Consider the following 17959-nt stretch of genomic DNA (forward strand, 5'->3'; position numbering starts at 1 on the left):
TTTTAGAATTGTCCTAGACTTTCGGCCATCGACACACGAGAGACAAGCGCATGAAGCGATACCAGCTGTTCATCAACAACGAATGGATCGACCCGGCCTCCGGCGCCTGGTTCGAATCGACCGAGCCCTACTCTGGCAAAGCTTGGGCCGAGGTTCCGAGAAGCGGGGTGGCGGATGTCGAACTCGCGGTACGCGCTGCGCATGACGCGCTTGAAGCACCCGCTTGGCGCGATCTGACGGCAACGCAGCGTGGCGCCTTGCTGCGCAAGCTCGCCGACCTGGTGAGCCAGAACGTAGAGGTTCTGGCAGAGACCGAGCAGCGCGACAACGGCAAGCTCATCGCAGAGGTCAGCGGGCAAGTCCAGAACGTTGCGCAGTGGTTCCACTATTACGCGGGCCTGGCAGACAAGGTTCAGGGCGCGGTGGTGCCAATCAACAAGACCGGCGTCTTCAACTACGTAAAGCACGAACCCCTGGGTGTGGTCGCGGCGATCACACCTTGGAACTCTCCGCTCGCCCTGACGGTATGGAAGATCGCCCCGGCGCTTGCCGCAGGCAACACCATGGTGATCAAGCCTTCAGAGTACACGTCGAGCTCGTTGTTGGAACTGGCGGCCTTGGTGAAGTTGGCGGGCTTCCCGCCGGGGGTCTTCAACGTCATCACCGGTTTCGGCGCTGAAGTCGGGGAGCCGCTCGTGAGCCACCCCCTGGTGGCCAAGGTGGCCTTCACTGGCGGCGACGCCGCCGGCCAGAAGATCAACGAGATTGCCGCCAGGGACTTCAAGAAAGTCACGCTCGAACTCGGAGGCAAGTCCGCCAACATCGTGTTTGACGACGCGGACCTGGACCAGGCCGTGATGGGGGCGGTGGCCGGCATCTTCGGTGCGGCCGGGCAGACCTGCATGGCCGGCTCGCGGCTTCTGGTACAGCGCGGCATTCACGACCGCTTCGTTGCGATGCTCATCGATGTGGCAAGCAAAGCCATCGTGGGCGATCCGGCAAAGATGGAAACCCAGGTCGGGCCCATCGCTACAAAAGCGCAGTTCCAGAAAATCCTGGACTACATTGAGATCGCCAAAGACGGCGGCGCCAAGTGCGTGCTCGGCGGCCATGCGCTCACCGGCGAAGGCTACGGACAAGGCCAGTTCGTGGCGCCCACCATCTTCACCGGCGTCAGCAACGACATGCGCATTGCCCAGGAAGAAGTCTTCGGACCCGTGCTTTCGGTGATTCCTTTCGACGACGAGGCCGATGCGCTGCGCATTGCCAACGACACCCAGTTCGGTCTCGCAGCCGGCGTATGGACGCAGAGCCTGCATCGTGCGTTCCACATGTCGGACCGGTTGAAGGCCGGCACGGTGTGGGTCAACAACTACCGCGCCACCAGTTTCACCACGCCCTTCGGGGGCTACAAGCGCAGCGGCATCGGGCGCGAGGGCGGCGTCGATGCGATCAAGGAATACCTGCAAAGCAAGAGCGTCTGGATCACCACGCAACCGTCGCGCACCAACGCGTTCGTGCTCGGCTGACCCACAACCCGGCGCCTGTGCGCCACACCGGAGACAACATGAATTCAAAGATGGAAGCCGACCTGCTGATCGTCGGCTGCGGCGTCGCGGGCCTCTCGGCCGCGGTCACTGCCCTGGAAGCGGGCCTCAAGGTCGTCAACCTAGAGCGCTCGGAGGAAGAGCACTTCGGCGGCAACTCGCGCTGGACCGAAGCCTACATGCGCATGAAGAACGACTCGGAAGTCTCGGACGACTTCGAGGAGCATTTCGCTCACAACGCTGGCTGGAACATCGATCCCAACGTGCTCAACGCATTGACGGACGACGCGGCGCTTCAGCCGGCATTCGCAAAAGCGCATTCGCTGCCCGATCCGGAAGTGATCTCGGCTTTCGCACAGTCGGTGCCATCGACGCTGGCGTGGCTGAAAGAACTGGGAATGAAGTTCGGCCCCCAGCCAATCTATCTGTTGACCCAGAACACCACGCGCATCGCGGCAATGGGCGGGGGATTGGCGCTGATAGAAACCCTGCGCGCGAAGGCACTCGCGCTGGGCGGCGAGATTCGCTATCGGACCACTGCGATCGACCTGGTGCGCGGGGAGGAGGGCGCAGTGAATGGCGTCGTCGCGATCCGTCCCGACGGCGTGCGCGAGGTGCTGCGCGCCAAGAGGGTGCTGCTCGCCAGCGGCGGCTTTCAGGGTAACCCTGAGATGATGACCCGCTACGTAGGACTTCGCAGCAAGCACATCCGCCCTGTGGCCATCGGCGGCTACTACAACAAGGGCGAAGGCATTCGCATGGCACTGGATGCCGGCGCGGCGCCCGCCGGCGAGTACGGTTCGTACCACGCGGAGCCGGTGGACCCACGCTCGAAGATGGCCGAAGCGGTGGTCTTCATCTATCCCTACGGCATCTTGGTCGACAAGGACGGGCACCGCTTCACCGACGAGGCTCCTGGTACGGTGGATGCGCACTACGACAACATCTCACGCTGCATTGCCGACCAACCCGACGGCATCAGCTACGTGATTTTCGACGCGAAGGTCGAGGACATCCCGCGCTGGCGAACCAGCATCCGCTCCGACCAGCCCTCCATCAGCGCCCCCACACTGGAGGCACTGGCCGCCCAGATCGGCGTGCCCGCGGACAGCCTCGCGCGCACCGTCAACGAGTTCAATGCGGCCTGTCCGAAAGACCAGGGCGACTTCGATCCGCTGCACGTCGACCACCGCGCCACCACCGGTCTGGCGGTGTGCAAGAGCCACTGGTCGCGCCCGATCGACAAGGGCCCGTTTCAGGCCTATCCGATCATTTCCACCAACTGCTTCACCTTCGGTGGCCTCAAGGTCAACAGCGACGCGCAGGTGCTCGACCAGGACGGTCGGGTCATCGCAGGGCTGTATGCCGCAGGCGAAACCATGGGCATCTATCACCAGGTCTACACAGGCTCGACCTCAGTGCTGCGAGGTTTGGTCTTCGGCCGCCGCGCGGGCCAGCATGCCGCGGCCAGGCAACCGGCCTGAGCCGCGCAGTGGCACGCACATTCCCTACAAAAACCCCAACAGAGACAAACCATGGACCGTCGTTCCTTCCTCACCGTCGCGGGCAGCGCCGCGACCGGCTCGTTGATGCTGCCGCGCTTTGCCATCGCACAGGCCAGACCTTTCAGCTACTACAGCGTCAACGCCTTCTCGGGCAACTTCGCCACCAGCGGCAAGTACAGCGATCTTGGCGTGCGCGCGGCTGTCACGGCCTTCGGCAACGGGCTGGGCCGGCCCATCGACTACCGCAAGATCGACAGCGAAGGAAACCCCGCCATCGCCGTACGCAAGGTGCAGCAGGCAATCGACCAGGACAAGGCGCGCCACTTCGGCAGTGCCGCGCTGTCGAACGAGGCCCTGGCGATCATGAAGGAGATCGACAAGAGCAAGGGCGTCTACATCACCTATGTCGGTGCAGACGAAGTCACCGGCAAGGACTGCAACCGCTCCACGTTCCGCTGGGGCCTGCCGACCTACGGCGCGGTCAACACGGTGATGCGGCCTCTGATCCAGCAGAACCCCAAGTGGAAGAAGGTCTACACCATCACCGGGCAATACGTGTTCGGCGAAGCGCTGCTGCGCAATGCGAGGGCGGTGATGCAGGAAACGAAGCTGGAACACGTGGGCAACAGCTATCACTCGCTGGCCGAGAAGGAGTTCTCGGGCTACCTCGGCAACGCCATGGGGTCCGGGGCCGACGTGCTGGTGGTACTGAACTTCGGCGCCAACACGCTCGACCTGCTGCGCCAGGCCGCGACCTTCGGCCTGAAGCAGCGCATGGCTGTGGTGGTCGTGTGGTTCTCGGGACTCGACACCTTCCAGGCGCTCGGCGCCGACGTGACCGACGGCATGTACTTCGGATTGCAGTACTGGCATACGCTGGACACCCCCGCGAACAAGGATTTCGTGCGCGTTTACAAGGGTGAGTTCAAGGAGAACCCGCGCTTCTACTCGGCCGCCGACTACCAGGTCGCCACGCTGATGTTCGACGCCGCCAAGCGTGCCGGTAGCGACGAGCCTGCTGCGATCGTGAAGGCGCTGGAAGGCCACAGCTACCAGGGCCTCACCGGTGACGAGCAGATCCGCCCCTTCGATCACCAGGTGTCCAAGAACTACCTGCTGGTGCGCGGCAAAAAGAAAGCGGCGATGAAAGACGCGGATGACTACGCCGACATCCTGTCCTCGTCGCGCGCGCTGGTTCCCCAGGCCGAATCAGACTGCAAGCTGGTGTGAGCGGGCCATGAACATCTACCTGTTCCAGGCGCTCAATGGGCTCGGAGTCGGCATGGTTTACTTCCTGCTGTCCGTGGGCCTGAGCATCATCTTCGGGCTGCTGGGCTTCGTGAACTTCGCGCATGGTGCACTGTTCCTCATCGGGGCGTACACCGCGATGTTTGTCACTGCGCAGACCGGCAGCTTCCTGCTCGGCCTTGCCGCGTCGTTCGCGGCTGTGGCCGTCATCGGGGTGGTGGCGGAGCGCTGGCTGCTGCGGCGCACCTATCGCATGCCGCACGAGTCGCAGATCCTCATCACAGTCGGCCTGACATTCATCCTCACCGAAGGCGTGGTGATGATCTTCGGGCCCGAGTCGCAGCAGGTGCCCATGCCCGACATGCTCGCCGGGGTGTTCATGCTCGGCGCCTATCCGGTGCCGGTCTACCGCGTCTTCATCTTCGGGGTCTGCGCAGTGGTGGGGTTGGGGCTGTGGTTTCTCTTCGAACGCACGCTGTTCGGCGCGCGGGTGCGTGCAGGCAACGAATCGTCCGAGATGCTCAACCTGCTCGGCATCAGGGTCAGCAGGGTGTATGCCCTGACCTTCGCACTGGGAACCGGTCTGGCGGGGCTGGCGGGCGGCCTCGCCGCACCGCTGCGCGGGGCCGATCCCTCAATGGGCGCGGAGGCGATCGTGATCGCGTTCGTCGTCGTTGTCCTCGGCGGCATCGGCAGCTTCAGTGGGCCGTTGGTGGGCGGACTGATCATCGGCGTCACGCAAAGCATGATGAGTGCGATCTGGCCCGAGGGCGCACGCCTCGCCATCTTCATCGTCATGGCGGCTATTCTTCTCGTCATGCCCAAGGGGTTGTTCGGCCGTGCTTGAAAAAATAAAACATTCTTCCGGCCTGTTCTGCCTGGCGCTCGCTGCCTTTGCGCTGGCCATGCCGCTGGTGATGGGCTCGACGGCCACGGCCGGCGTGGTGCTGGTGTTCGCGATTGCGGCGGCCGCCTGCAACCTGTTGCTGGGCTACGCTGGCCTGTTGAGCTTCGCGCAGGGCAGCTTCTTCGGCGTGGGCTCCTACGCCGTCGGCATGGTGCTGAAGGCGGCACCGGGCATGGGCATGGCGGCGCTGCTGGTGTGCATGGGGGCCGGCATGATCGTGGCCCTGGCGATCGGCATGCTGAGCATTCGCCAGCGTGGCATCTATTTCGTGATGATCACGCTTGCGATGGCGCAGCTCGCTTACTTTGCCGCGCTGTCCTTCCCCCAGCTCACCGGTGGCGAGAACGGATTGCTCGACATCCCGCGCCCCGCCACGGGCCTCGAGGGCATCGTCGGCGAAGGCGCTGGCCAGTATGGGTTGATCGCCGTGGTTTTCGTGCTTGCGATCGCGTTCTTGCGCCTCGTGGTGCGCTCGCCCTTCGGCCGCGCACTCGATGCAGTGCGCGAGAACGAGGTGCGCGCGCAGACCGCCGGCTACGACGTCCAAAAGCTCAAGCTGCTGGCTTTCTGCCTCTCCGGAGGCATCACCGCGCTGGCGGGCGCGCTCTATGCGCTGCAGCTGCGCTCGGCCCCGCTTTCCAACATCGACCTCATGACGTCCGAGACTATCCTCATCATGGCAATCCTCGGCGGACGTCGATCGCTTCTTGGCGCGGCCTTCGGCGCGCTCGCCATGACCTTGATGGCCGAGCAGCTGTCTCAGTGGTGGCCGCGCTGGCAGATGATCGTCGGCTTTGTGCTGATTGCCGTGGTGCTGTTCGCGCCCCGAGGGCTCGGCGGTGTCTGGGTGCATTGGCGGACTCGACGAAGCGCGCGCGCGGGAGACCACGCATGACCGCGGGCAACCCCTTCCTCAGTGCGCGCGGGCTTGGGCTCGACTACGGCCGCTTTACGGCGGTCGGAAAGATCGACCTTGAGCTGGGCACGACCGGTCTGCACTCGCTGATCGGCCCGAACGGCGCGGGCAAGACCTCATTCTTCAACATCGTGAGTGGCCGCCTGCCGGCCAGCCGCGGCAGCTTGATCTTCGAGGGGCGGAACATCACGCGCTCCGGAGCGCATCGGCGAGCCCGGCTCGGCATGGCGCGCAGTTTCCAGGTGACGAGCCTGTTCGGTGAAGGCAGCGTGCTGCACAACCTGCAGATGGCGGCAATGGGCGTCGCCCCGTCGCGGTCCTACAGGTTCTGGAGCAACTGGACGCGCGAGACGCAAAGGCTCGACGTTGCCATGGACGTTCTGCGTGAGCTGGAACTGACGCGCCATGCTGCGACACCGGTCGCCTCACTCGCGCATGGCGTGCAGCGCGTGGTGGAAATTGGCATGTGCCTTGCCGCCCGACCGCGCCTGCTGCTGCTGGATGAGCCGCTGGCCGGACTCGGCTTGGCGGACGTGCCCCGCATTGCCGAACTACTGCAGCGACTCAAGGCCCGCTACTCGGTGCTGCTGGTCGAGCACAACATGCGCGTGGTCATGGGGATCAGCGATCGCATCACCGTCATGTTCCAGGGCAACGTGATTGCCGAAGGTGCACCGGCGGCAATCCGCGAGAACGCCCAGGTGCGGCGGGTCTATCTGGGGAGTCAGTCATGAGCGAAGCCGTCCTGGTGCTGGAGGGGGTGAATGCGTCCTACGGCAAGAGCCATGTGCTGCATGGCGTCTCGATGCACGTGAATGCGGGCGAAATCGTGAGCGTTCTCGGGCGCAACGGCATGGGCAAGACGACGACGATGCGCACGATCGTCGGGCTGTTGCGTCCACATGCGGGCTCGGTGCGCTTTGAAGGCGTCGATATCGCCGGCATGGCGGTCGACGACATTGCGCGCCGCGGCATCTCGCTGGTGCCCGCACACCGCGGCATCTTCACCTTGCTGTCGGTGCAGGAAAACCTGCAGATCGCGCAGAGAAGGCACGCGGCATGGACGTTGGAGCGCGTCTACGACGAGTTTCCGCGTCTGCGTGAGCGTCGCCGCAACCTCGGCGGCGCGCTCTCCGGCGGCGAGCAGCAGATGCTCGCCATTGCGCGCGCACTGGTGCAGGGGCCCAGGCTGCTGCTGCTCGACGAACCGACGGAAGGCCTGGCGCCTGTGATCGTGGGCGAGCTCACTGAACTGATTCGCGGCGTCGGTGCATCGGGCATTCCAATCGTACTGGTGGAGCAGAGTTTTGCGGTCTGCCGCGCGCTCTGCCGACGGCACTACATCCTCGAGGAAGGCGTTGTCGTCTACGAAGGCCGCACCGAAGATCTCGATGCCGATGGCTCGTTGCTCGAACGCTTCCTGGGCCTGGACGTCGACGCACGTTGAGAGTGGTCAACGTGCGCGCGATGTCCGCGAGGGTCGCGCTAAACTTGATCGATCTTCTTCAGGGTGGCATTCGATGGCTGATGATTCCGGGGTGAGCGCGGTGGAACGAGCGTTGAGCCTGCTCGACGCCTTCAACGAGTTGGACTATGCGTTGACGCTCGCCGATCTTGCCCGGCGTACCGGACTCTACAAGAGCACGATCCTGCGGTTGGCCGAGTCTCTGCAACGCACGGGCTATCTCAAGCGCTTGGCCGATGGTTCCTTTCAGTTGGGTGCCGCACCATTGCGGCTCGGTGCGATCTACCAGCGACAATGCCGCACCTCGGAGCACGTCCCCGAGGTACTGCGCGAAGTGGTCGAGGCTACCTACGAGTGCGCATCGTTCTATATCCGGGACGGTGAGCACGCGGTGTGTCTCCATCGGGTCGATTCGGCCCGCATGATTCGGGATGCCATCCGTGAAGGCGACCGCTTGCCAATCGACAAGGGCGCCGCCCCGCAGGTGCTTTTGGCTTTCGGTGAGAAAAAGACCGGAAAGAGATATGACCGCGTCCGCGCCGAAATGTTCTGTGCCTCGTTCGGCGAATACGACGCGGAGATCGCGGCCTTGTCGGTGCCGGTGCTGAGCGTGAATCGACAGTTGGTAGGCGCGCTGACAATTTCCGGACCGCGCTATCGCTTCGAGAACGTCGATCAGGCGCCGATGCTTCAGGCGCTTTTCACTGGGGCACGCAAGCTGACCGACCTTTTCGGCGGCGACGCCAAGTGGTTCGATACCGTCTCGTAGCGGCACAGCGCTGCGCGTCTACCTGTGGATCTCAGCGAATATGAAGAGAATGGCCCCCTTCGAAATGGGCTGCCAACGTGAAGGGCCTGCTCAGCCCACACGCTCGCCGTCGAACCATCGCAGCAGACCGGTCTGCGGGCCGCAATGGACGTACTCGAAGAGCTGATCGCCGGCGGGGAGTACGTAGACTTCATGCCAGGTGCGCAACTGGTTGTCCTTGCCGTAGCGTTGGTAGCGAGAGATCGCGGCATTGAAGATGGCCGCATGCGTTGCGTGGTTCTCCGCCCACGCCTCCATGTGCCGCAGCGATAGAAAATGCCCGAGCGCATGATCTTCGGGCAACTGTCGCCCCTGCGCATCGGACTTGCGCTGCATGCGCAGCGAAGCGCAGCCTGCGGGTAACGGTGATTCGCGCAGATACGCCATGCCGTCTTGCAGCGGCTGCTGGAGATTCCTCTCGTAGTCGGCCAGTTGCTCTTCGTCCATGCGTCCCCACGTATTGGCGGATCGGATCACGGCGAGGTTGTGGGGCGGCGTGATTCGCCAACGCTCGCCGTAGCCCGCACGCCCGGACTGCGTGTTCAGTACCGAGCCTTCCGGTGCATCCAAGGGATCGCGCGCAGCCAGCGCGATCCGGTCGCGCATTGCACCGTAGTAGCCGCAGTAGGGAGTAGGGTAGATCGCAACCTCATCGCTCGACGTCAAGCCTGCGGGGTAGTCCGGCCAGTAGATGCTCTCTTGGCGCTCTCGCGGTACCCGCAATATTTCGCGCCACACACCCGTCGTGTCGTGCAGGCGCTCTTTGGAGGCCCACCACGATTGCAGTACGTCGTCGGATCGCCAGCGTTCAAACCGGCCCTCGTCAACCCAGTAGGCGGCGACGACATGGTTGCGCAATCCCTGTATGTCGGTGAAGCGGGCGTGATCGAAGGTCGTCGGACCGGCGGCATGCGACAGTGCATCCTGCGCCCACCGGAAGAACGCACTTCGCTCAAGCGCTGCGTCGTCCACTCCCTGCACCGCCAGGAAGCCCACGCGCATCTGCATGCAGTCGGGCGGCAGCTGGAATGACCAGCGCTGCACTTGGGGAACGAAGCCTTCGCGCCTGCGCAAGGGAAACCTGCGCTCTGACGGGCCGTAGGCTTCTGCCGGCGCGGTCTGGATGAGCTTTGCTGTCATGTCTTTTTTTGTCGATGCCGCCAAAGAGAGGCCCACCCCCCGCACAGCGGAATTCCGGCGGGGTTTGCAGTATGGGGACCAGGCCGGGACATGCGCAATGTGAATCTGCGCAATGGCGCGTGCAGAGTTGCGCAAGGCTGCCATGCCACTTCGGCGCAACCCAGTGTGCGGTTTTTCCCAGGGCGGCCGCAGCGGCAACGGCCTCGTGTTCCGATACATTGAAGCTCCTGACCTGCAGAGGAGCTCTCGCCATGTCTCAAGACATCAGCACCCAACTGATCCACCACCACTACGTCCCGCCCGCCGGCTACCAGGCGGTTCCCCCTGGGGTGTTCAAGGGGTCCACTGTCTTGTTTCCGAACGCGGCAACGGTGCGCGAGCGTGCCAAGGCATTCGGCCACCGCGACGGGTACAGCTACGGCCTCTACGGCACGCCTACGACGTACACCCTTGAACAGCGTCTGTGCACGCTCGAAGGCGGGCGGCACTGCCTGCTCTGTCCGAGTGGGCAGGCCGCCATTGCCGCGGTCAACCTCGGTTTGCTGTCGAGCGGTGACGAGGTGCTTCTGCCCACCAACGTGTATGGACCCTCGCTGCGCCATGCACGCGCGACGCTCTCGCAGTTGGGCATCACGCATCAGTGCTACGACCCCATGGACGTCGCTGACCTGCAGGCCAAGCTCAGCGTGCATACCAAACTCGTCTGGGTCGAGGCGCCAGGCTCGATCACCATGGAATTTCCGGACCTTCGCACATTGGTGGCGACGGCCAAGAACGCCGGTGCGATCGTCGCGCTCGACAACACCTGGGGTGCAGGCATAGCTTTCGCTCCCTTCGAAACGGGCGTGGACATCAGCGTCCACGCGCTGACAAAGTACCCTTCAGGCGGTGCCGATGTCTTGATGGGCTCGATCATCACGAATGACGACAGGCTGCATGACAAGCTTCGCGTGGCATACCTGGACCTGGGCATGGGCGTGGGCGCCAACGATGCAGAACTGGTGCTGCGGGGCTTGGCATCCATCAAGGCTCGCTACGACCTGCACGACGCCACGGCTCGAGCACTCGCCTCATGGTTGGCTAAGCAAGAGGGAGTTCACCGGGTCCTGCACCCAGCCCTGGAATCATGCGCGGGGCACGAATGCTGGGCGACACACTGCAGTGCAGCCGCCGGCCTCTTCTCGGTGCTTATCGACGAGTCCCGCACCCCCGCACAAGTCGATGCCTTCTGCGACCGTCTCAAATTGTTCGGCATTGGTCTGTCCTGGGGCGGTCCCATGAGTCTGGTCATGCCCTATGACATGGGAAGCATCCGAAGCGGCAAGCAGAGCTATGCCGGACATCTGCTGCGGTTCTCGATCGGCCTGGAGGGCGTTGATGATCTGCGGGAAGATCTGGCACAGGCCTTGTCCTGGGCGTTGGCTGCATAGCCACGCAGACGCAAAGCCGGACGCACCTTGCCTGAAGGCCGGGTGAGGCGCGACAGCATCGGAAAGCCCCTTGAAGTGCGCGTGTATCGCAACCGACACTGGGAAGGAGGAGTTGGAAGCGGGTGGTTCAGCCGGGGCCATGCGCTTTCGTCACGGCCTGCAACTGCCGCAGATGTGCTCTGGACCTATCTGACCGAAAGAACGACTGCTTAGCCCGACAAAGGCAGGTCAAAGTGCGGACTTACGCACTGCCTGGTGGCGGAGCAACGGCGGCGAGGCAAACGCGATCATGAAAGAACCCCCGGCGCCTTGCTCAGATTGTTTTCACGTAGTTTGCGACCCGCGCGCCGATTGAAGAAAGCTGGCGTCAGTCGAGCGTGGCGCCGGATATCTTCACCCGTTCAGCCTGCACCTTGAAGTCTTGTGCCAAAAAGCTCTTGTACTCCGCGGGCGTGGAGCCAATAGCGACATAGGAATAGGCGTCGATTTGAGTTTTACGAAACTCCGGCTCCATCAGAATCTTGCGAACGTCGCTGGCGATTTTGTCCACCACAGCCGCAGGCGTTCCTGCAGGCGCGACGAGCCCAATGTTGAAGGCTCCGTTGATGTCTTTGACGCCCGCCTCCTTGAATGTCGGCACTTCCGGCAAGGCAACACTGCGACTGTCACCGGAAATAGCCAGCGCCTTCATCTTGCCCGATTTGACATGTTGCTCGACGACTGAAACGCCGAGGATCGCCGAGTCCACTTGACCGGCAATGATGTCGGGGATCAGAGGTGCCGCGCCCTTGTAGGGTATGTGCACCATTTCCAGGTTTTCCTGCTTGGCGAACATTGCGAGGGGCAAATGGACGATGCCGCCGGCGCCGGAAGAGCCGTAGGTCATGGGCTTGTCTTTGGCGTTCCGTGCCAGTTGCACAAACTCCTTAAGGGTATTGGCCTTCGAGCTCTGCGGCACCAAAAACACCATCGGCACTGTGATCAGCCGCGAGATGGGCGCGAAGTCCTTTTCGGCGTTGTAGGGCAATTTCTTGTACAGGTGCGGATTCATGGTTAGGGCCGCCTCCGTCGCCGCAAACAAGGTGTAGCCGTCGGGCGGGCTTTTGGCGACGAATTCGGCACCAATGATTTCGTTGGCGCCCGTTTTGTTCAAAACCAGCACCGGCTGGCCCCACTCCTTGGTCAGCCTGATGCCCAAGGACCGGGAGAGGTTGTCCACCGGGCCGCCCGGGGCATAAGGAACCACGATGGTCACCGGCTTGGCAGGAAAAGTCTGGGCAACGACGCTGTGCGAACAGGCAACAACGGCAAGGGAAAGTGCAATTTGTACGAGGTTTTTCATGATGGTTGTGCAAAACGAGAGCAGATACCGAAACAAGAAGTCGGTCAATTTATCGACGCTCGAATACGGCGACTTGCGGTGATGCACTTTCCTAGCAAGCGCATGAGACGCTTCCCTTTAAATTGACTGCGTAGAACGATATCGCTCACTCAACCCGCTGCGATAGAACAAATATGCACCTGAATTTGGACGATTGCGACATCAGTAATCGCGGCGGCGAGGTTTTCATGTTTCGGCGGCTTCGCAATCCTATCGATGCCCCGACGCCCTAGCGAAAATTGCGCCATTGGTCGGCCCTGCTGCCTGCGGTTCGGATTGGACGACGGTGAGTTCGAGCTGCGTCCGGTTCAAAAGGCGAGCATCGGCCAATGTTCAGATAAATAGCCAGGAATTCTTCTCCATGAAACTATATTGGTCATCAACATCCCCATTCGTCAGGAAAGTCATCGTGAGTGCCCACGAGCTGGGGCTAAGCGCAAGGTTGGAAACGATTCCGACCCGCGTCGCACCGAACAGGCCCGACCTGGCCTTGTTGCAATACAACCCGCTTGGACAACTCCCGACGCTCGTTCTGGATGACGGAACCACGCTTTACGACAGTCTCGTGATTATCGAGCACCTCGATCGAATGGCAGGCGACGGCAAGATCATTCCGTCGTCGCCCGAGGCGCGAATGGAAGAGCTTCGATTGCACGCGCTGTGTAATGGCTTCCTCGACTTGTTGGTGCAATGGCGCATCGAATCAATGAAAGATACGAAGCAGATTGCACTGATCAATGCATTCAACTTGAAGTCGGGCATGATCTGGGCAAAACTGGAGCAGGCCGTCGAACGCGTCTCGCAACGGCCTTTCGGGTTGTCGTCAATTACGCTGGCCATCGTTGCCGAATACGCCGATTTTCGGTTTCCGAGGCTCGGCTGGCGGGAGAAATTCCCGGCACTCTCTGACTGGCACCAATCGATTCAGTCACGCCCGTCTTTGACTTCCTCCAAATTTTTCGATGGCTTGAAACCTCAGTGAGGAAAAGTGTGGATCGTTGCCGATGAGCCGCGCTATAGTGGCCTTGATGATTGATACGAGATTTCTGTCCACGGCAATGAAATGGTCCATATCGGTGTTTTTTGCAAGGACTGCGGTTTTCGATTTCGGCAAGCTATCGCTAAATTAGGAGATAAAAATGTCAACACTTGAACGCAAACTGATTCCAACATCTGAAGGTCAGGTCGAACTTTTGGTGGAAGGTAAGGGCCCGCGTATTGTTCTGCTTCCATCGCTGGCGAGAGGTGCCACTGATTTCGACGAAATTGCGCCAATAATTGCTGCCGCCGGATTTCGCGTTTTGCGACCGCAGCCACGCGGTATCGGTGCGAGTTCGGGGCCGACCGAGGGCATCACGTTGATCGATCTCGCCGCCGACGTTGTTGCTGCGATCGAGGCTGATTGCGCGCCGGATAAGCCTGAAGTCTTGTGTGTGGTGGGGCACGCGTTTGGCAACTGGGTCGCACGGGTTCTCGCCCATCATTGGCCATCGACGACAAAATCTGTCGCGCTTCTCGCGGCAATTATTGGCAGCACAATTTCACCCGAGCTGTTGATTTCCGTGAATGTCGTGTCTGACAATTCCAAGCCGGATGCGGAACGCCTGTTCTATTTGGAGCGCGACTTCTTCGCTCCAGGGCACGATGCTTCCGTCTGGCTGGCGGGATGGCATACAGAGGTCTCCAAATTCCAGCTCGCGGCGACAAATGCAACGTCCGATAGCAGTTGGACCGAAGTAGGCAAGAACCTGCCGGTGCTGTATGTCGCACCGGAATTTGACAAGATTGCACCCGTGCCCGAGGAGGACTTCTTGCGAGATCGTGTTGGCCATCGAACGACGATGGAGATCATTCACGGCTCCGGCCACGCACTTCTTCCTGAAAAGGTTTCCGAGGCCGCGGCTGTCCTTGTCACATTCGCGCAGTCCATCATGCGCGGCGAGGGTGATCTGCCTAAATCTTCCTAGGCGTCACAGTCGCATTCAGAAGAGCTGCTCTTCGCAGCCAAAGATTTTTTTGCCCCGCTTTTCGCGCGGGGGCCCCGTTTCCCGCAACTTAATTCCCAGGAGAATTCCATGAGTATTCAACGCATCGAACCAGGCGTCCGCATGAGCAACGCCGTCGTTCACGGCAACATCGTCTATCTCGCCGGCCGGGTCGGCGAAGGCGAGAGCGTCACTGACCAATGCAAGAGCGCGCTTGCCCAGGTCGACCAACTGCTCGCTACCACCGGCAGCCACAAGTCGAAGATCCTGCAGACGATCATCTATCTCTCGGACATCGCGTATTTCGGCGAAATGAACGCCGTCTGGGAAGCCTGGATCGATCCGGCCAATCCGCCGGCGCGCGCCACCAGCGAAGCCAAACTCACCTTGCCGAAATACAAGGTCGAGTTCATCGTCACAGCGGCGATCTGATCGCTTCATTGTGAGCCGGAGGCCGGCCTGTCGATCCCGACAGGCGGCAATGCGGGGCGAGGGCGTATCGTTCAAGACGGCAGGGGAGAGACGAGTGATCTGCTCTCTCTCCGGCCTTGCCCACACAATGGCGGTGAAGTCCGCCAGCTTGGAAAATGACCGACTGATGGAGCGTGCCAAGCCTGCACGACTCCCGAAAGCGGCACGCTGCAGGGGTGGAAGGCCGTGACGACAGAACAAGGTTCTTCGAAGCGAAGCGCCTGGAGAAACTCGAGGTCGAACCTGAACAAGCTGCTTCGCCGAGCAACTGTTGGAGAGGGACTGTCGCTAGTGGATTTCTGCCTTGGCCAAGCCGCTATCGGGGTTCATCCTGTTGGAGGAACCAACCACTGAGTGGGCCAGATTCGTGTAAACCGACTTCCTCGAGCGCGACAGTTCCAAATCCTGATCGCTCTTTACGATTCTTTCGTAGAGAGAAGCCCATTGCGGCGAGATGACGTCATCCAAGCTTGCCTTCGATTGCCGGGCCAGCGAGGGAGTCGTTGCAAATTGAGCTCGGAAACATCGATTGAAGTGGGAGCTATCGGAGAAACCGGTGATCGTCGCAATGTCGGTGATGGACTTGGAGCTGTTCAGAAGAAGCCAATAGCCATAAGCGAGTCGAAAGTTGCGGCAATATTGCTGGACCGGTTGCTTCATTTCCTGCTGGAAAAGTCGTTCTATCTGCCGCTTGGAAATTCCCAAGGACGAAGCAAGAGATTCAACCTTCACCGGCTCCCGTCCAAGATTGTTTTCGATGATCTTGAGTGCGCGAACCACTCTTGAGTCGAGCGGATTCTCCCTCGTTCCAGAGTTCTCTCCAGTTTCGATGGCAGAAGCCGAAAGCTCTTGCGGTGCGGGAATCTCCGCGCCGATGGCGGAATAGTGACGTTCCAATAGCCATGAACCGAGTTCCAGTGCAGCCAGGCCGCCGGCACAGCTCACTCGCCTGCCGCTCACCACCAGGTTCATGCCTGAGATCTGCTGCACCTCCGCAAAACGGGTGTCTCGGTCGGCGCCGCGATACCAATCCGTCGCGCAGGGCAATCGATCGAAAAATCCAGCTTCGATCAACGCAAACAGTCCCGAACCTGTTCCCACGAGAGTCGCGCCATTCATGTCGGCGCTGGTTAGCGCCTCCAGAATCGATCTGCGGTCCTCGACAGGGGCTGCGGTCTTTCCACCTATCACGAAAACGTAGTTGCAGTCGCGGGCGGCGTGCAGTGGCGCTGTGGGAGGTACTTGGACACCGCAGGTCGTTTGGGCCGGCTTTTGTCCTAGGACTACATATTCGAAGTCGATCCCAACCGCGGCTGCCGGGTCGGTGCAGTGCTTCAAAATATAAACCAGGGCCGAGTACGAAAACATCGTGAAGCCCGGAAGGAGGATGAAGCCGACCTTCACTCGCCGGCGCGCCAGCTTGGCGGGTTCGGCCTTCAAATCAGGTACTGGCATCATGGTGAATCTCCTGCCATAAAGTAGTCACATAGTAGCCGTCAAGGCGCGCTCGCGCACACTTGAATTGGTCATGCCACCTGTGCATAAAGCATGCCTGATGCGTGCCCCTTCGTTGGCGAGCGCGGCCTGCGCACAACTACGCCCTACGCTGGGGCGGGTTGTGGAAAACAGCGCGTTCAGCGTCGCGGGAGTCCAGGCGCGGCTGACTCCAGATCCCAGAACAGGCCCGTCATCAACTGCAGTGCCTCGCGTGCCACCGGTGCCAGCAGGTGTTCGTCTGGTGCGTGCTGCTGGCATGCCGCGTAGCTGTGTGGCACCCACACGGTGGGCAGCCCCAGGATGTCGGCAAACACATCGTTGGGCAGGCTGCCGCCCAGGTTGGGCAGCAGCACGGGCTTCCTGCCGGTGCTCTGCTCGATGCTGGCCAGCGTGAAGTGCACCCATGCGTTGTCCGGGTCCAGCCGGGTGGCGTGCATGATCTCGGGTTCGCTGACTTCGATGCCTTCGAAACCTTGCATCGAGAGGTGCTGCTGCACGACCTCACGCAGCCGGCTCACGTCGGTGCCGACGACGAAGCGCATGTGCATGAAGGCCTGCGCGGCGGGCGGGATGGCGTTGACCGGGAAGTCAGGATTGCCGGTCTTGTAGGCCAGCACTTCCAGTGTGTTCCAGGCGATCACCCGTTCGGCCGGAGTCAGGCCGGGCTCGCCCCAGCCGGGGTCGACTTCCGGGTCTCCGGCGTCACCGCCGAAGCGCAGGCCCTGCAGCGCAGCGCGCACGTTGGCCGGAATGGGCGGCGGGCGCAGGCCCTGGACACGGATCACGCCATGGGCGTCCACCATGCTGGCAATGGCGTTGGCCAGCACCGTGCCGGGGTTGCGCAGCAGGCCGCCCCAGTTGCCGCTGTGGTGGCCGCCACCGCCGCGCAGGCTCAGCGTCAGGCTGAAGTTCGCCACACCGCGCGAGCCCAGGAAGACGGTGGGCTGGTCCCGGCCCACGCGCGGGCCGTCGCTGGCGATCAGCACGTCCGCGGCCAGCAGTTCCTGGTGCGCGGAGCAGAACGCGGCCAAGCCCGGCGAGCCGGTCTCTTCGCCTGTTTCCAGCAGCCACTTGATGTTGAAGCCCAGTCGGCCGCGCAGCGCCAGCACGGCGGCCAGCGCGGCGATGTTGATGCTGTGCTGCCCCTTGTTGTCGGCCGTGCCCCGGCCATAAAGGCGCTCACCATCCACCGCCAGCGTCCAGGGGCCCTGTCCGCAGGTCCAGCTCTTGTCCTGGCCGCGGATGACGTCGCCGTGGCCGTACATCAGCACAGTGGGCAGATCGTCGCCTTCATGGCGGCTGGCCACCAGGAACGGTCCGTAGGCAGGCTCGGGGTTGGGGTGGATGCCGAAGCTGAAGCCCAGCCTGGCCAATGAAGGGCCGATCTCGTCCTGCAGGTAGGCAGCCAGGGCGGGCCCCGAATCTGACTCCTGGCTGGCGGTGCGGAAGGCGACACGGCGCGATAGATCGCGCACGAAGTCGCCGCTATCGAAATGACCGGCAGCCTGGGCTAGGGCGGCGTCGCGTGTCATGCCGCTTCCCGAGGGCGGTTAACCCCATTGATAGGCTCCCCCATGTCAGTGGAGTTGATGGACTTTGCTAGGAAACGCATGAAGATACTTTCAGCCAACGGTTAGCCTAGAACGATATCGCGGTCTC

At 62.0% G+C, this 17959-nt stretch carries 16 protein-coding genes; 12 read left to right on the top strand and 4 right to left on the bottom strand.

Annotated features, from left to right (window positions below):
* Positions 1–50: 50 nt before the first annotated feature.
* The 8 genes from BMW87_RS18945 (at position 51) to BMW87_RS18980 (ending at position 8357) form a co-directional block, all read left to right on the top strand.
* Complete coding sequence (locus BMW87_RS18945; RefSeq protein ID WP_093077985.1) at positions 51–1529, top strand: aldehyde dehydrogenase; 1479 nt, start codon at positions 51–53, stop codon at positions 1527–1529.
* Positions 1530–1567: 38 nt separating this feature from the next.
* Positions 1568–3031 (top strand): FAD-dependent oxidoreductase, encoded by a 1464-nt coding sequence (locus tag BMW87_RS18950; RefSeq protein ID WP_093077987.1) that lies wholly within the window; start codon positions 1568–1570, stop codon positions 3029–3031.
* A gap of 51 nt (positions 3032–3082) precedes the next feature.
* Positions 3083–4282 (top strand): ABC transporter substrate-binding protein, encoded by a 1200-nt coding sequence (locus BMW87_RS18955; protein WP_093077988.1) that lies wholly within the window; start codon positions 3083–3085, stop codon positions 4280–4282.
* Between the two features lie 7 nt (positions 4283–4289).
* Positions 4290–5147, top strand: coding sequence for a branched-chain amino acid ABC transporter permease (locus BMW87_RS18960; RefSeq protein WP_093077990.1), 858 nt, complete (start codon positions 4290–4292; stop codon positions 5145–5147).
* Positions 5140–6102, top strand: coding sequence for a branched-chain amino acid ABC transporter permease (locus BMW87_RS18965; protein WP_093077991.1), 963 nt, complete (start codon positions 5140–5142; stop codon positions 6100–6102). Before BMW87_RS18960 ends, BMW87_RS18965 begins: the two co-directional genes overlap by 8 nt.
* Positions 6099–6857, top strand: coding sequence for an ABC transporter ATP-binding protein (locus BMW87_RS18970; RefSeq protein WP_093077993.1), 759 nt, complete (start codon positions 6099–6101; stop codon positions 6855–6857). Before BMW87_RS18965 ends, BMW87_RS18970 begins: the two co-directional genes overlap by 4 nt.
* Positions 6854–7570 carry an ABC transporter ATP-binding protein gene (locus BMW87_RS18975; RefSeq protein WP_093077994.1) on the top strand — a complete coding sequence of 239 codons (717 nt, stop codon included), beginning with the start codon at positions 6854–6856 and terminating at the stop codon, positions 7568–7570. Before BMW87_RS18970 ends, BMW87_RS18975 begins: the two co-directional genes overlap by 4 nt.
* A 73-nt stretch (positions 7571–7643) precedes the next feature.
* Positions 7644–8357, top strand: a complete 714-nt coding sequence (locus BMW87_RS18980) for an IclR family transcriptional regulator (RefSeq protein WP_256216830.1) — start codon at positions 7644–7646, stop codon at positions 8355–8357.
* Between the two features lie 90 nt (positions 8358–8447).
* Here the strand turns inward: BMW87_RS18980 and BMW87_RS18985 are convergent, their stop codons facing one another.
* Positions 8448–9536 carry a phenylacetaldoxime dehydratase family protein gene (locus BMW87_RS18985; protein WP_093077996.1) on the bottom strand — a complete coding sequence of 363 codons (1089 nt, stop codon included), beginning with the start codon at positions 9534–9536 and terminating at the stop codon, positions 8448–8450.
* A gap of 251 nt (positions 9537–9787) precedes the next feature.
* On the opposite strand from BMW87_RS18985, the gene BMW87_RS18990 reads away from it, so the two are divergent.
* The gene (locus BMW87_RS18990) at positions 9788–10966 is read left to right on the top strand and encodes a PLP-dependent transferase (RefSeq protein WP_093077997.1); all 1179 of its coding nucleotides are present in this window, start codon (positions 9788–9790) and stop codon (positions 10964–10966) included.
* 367 nt (positions 10967–11333) lie between these two features.
* Here BMW87_RS18990 and BMW87_RS18995 read toward each other — a convergent pair whose 3' ends face one another.
* Entirely contained in the window at positions 11334–12308 is a 975-nt protein-coding gene (locus BMW87_RS18995) for a Bug family tripartite tricarboxylate transporter substrate binding protein (protein WP_093078277.1), read from the bottom strand.
* 400 nt (positions 12309–12708) lie between these two features.
* Between BMW87_RS18995 and BMW87_RS19000 the strand changes: the two genes are divergently transcribed.
* The 3 genes from BMW87_RS19000 to BMW87_RS19010 all read left to right on the top strand — a co-directional run bounded on the left by BMW87_RS19000 (position 12709) and on the right by BMW87_RS19010 (position 14764).
* The gene (locus tag BMW87_RS19000) at positions 12709–13329 is read left to right on the top strand and encodes a glutathione S-transferase family protein (RefSeq protein WP_093077999.1); all 621 of its coding nucleotides are present in this window, start codon (positions 12709–12711) and stop codon (positions 13327–13329) included.
* A 157-nt stretch (positions 13330–13486) separates the two neighbouring features.
* On the top strand, positions 13487–14314 hold the full coding sequence (locus BMW87_RS19005) for an alpha/beta fold hydrolase (RefSeq protein WP_093078000.1): 828 nt from the start codon (positions 13487–13489) through the stop codon (positions 14312–14314).
* A 108-nt stretch (positions 14315–14422) separates the two neighbouring features.
* Positions 14423–14764, top strand: coding sequence for a RidA family protein (locus tag BMW87_RS19010; RefSeq protein WP_093078002.1), 342 nt, complete (start codon positions 14423–14425; stop codon positions 14762–14764).
* A 327-nt stretch (positions 14765–15091) separates the two neighbouring features.
* Here the strand turns inward: BMW87_RS19010 and BMW87_RS19015 are convergent, their stop codons facing one another.
* Both BMW87_RS19015 and BMW87_RS19020 read right to left on the bottom strand, forming a co-directional pair.
* The gene (locus BMW87_RS19015; protein WP_093078003.1) at positions 15092–16261 is read right to left on the bottom strand and encodes a GlxA family transcriptional regulator; all 1170 of its coding nucleotides are present in this window, start codon (positions 16259–16261) and stop codon (positions 15092–15094) included.
* Positions 16262–16437: 176 nt separating this feature from the next.
* Positions 16438–17832: a M20 family metallopeptidase gene (locus tag BMW87_RS19020; protein WP_093078004.1), complete on the bottom strand. Its 1395-nt coding sequence runs from the start codon at positions 17830–17832 to the stop codon at positions 16438–16440.
* Positions 17833–17959: the final 127 nt, after the last annotated feature.

Source organism: Variovorax sp. OV084, assembly GCF_900111625.1.
Taxonomy (GTDB): domain Bacteria; phylum Pseudomonadota; class Gammaproteobacteria; order Burkholderiales; family Burkholderiaceae_C; genus Variovorax.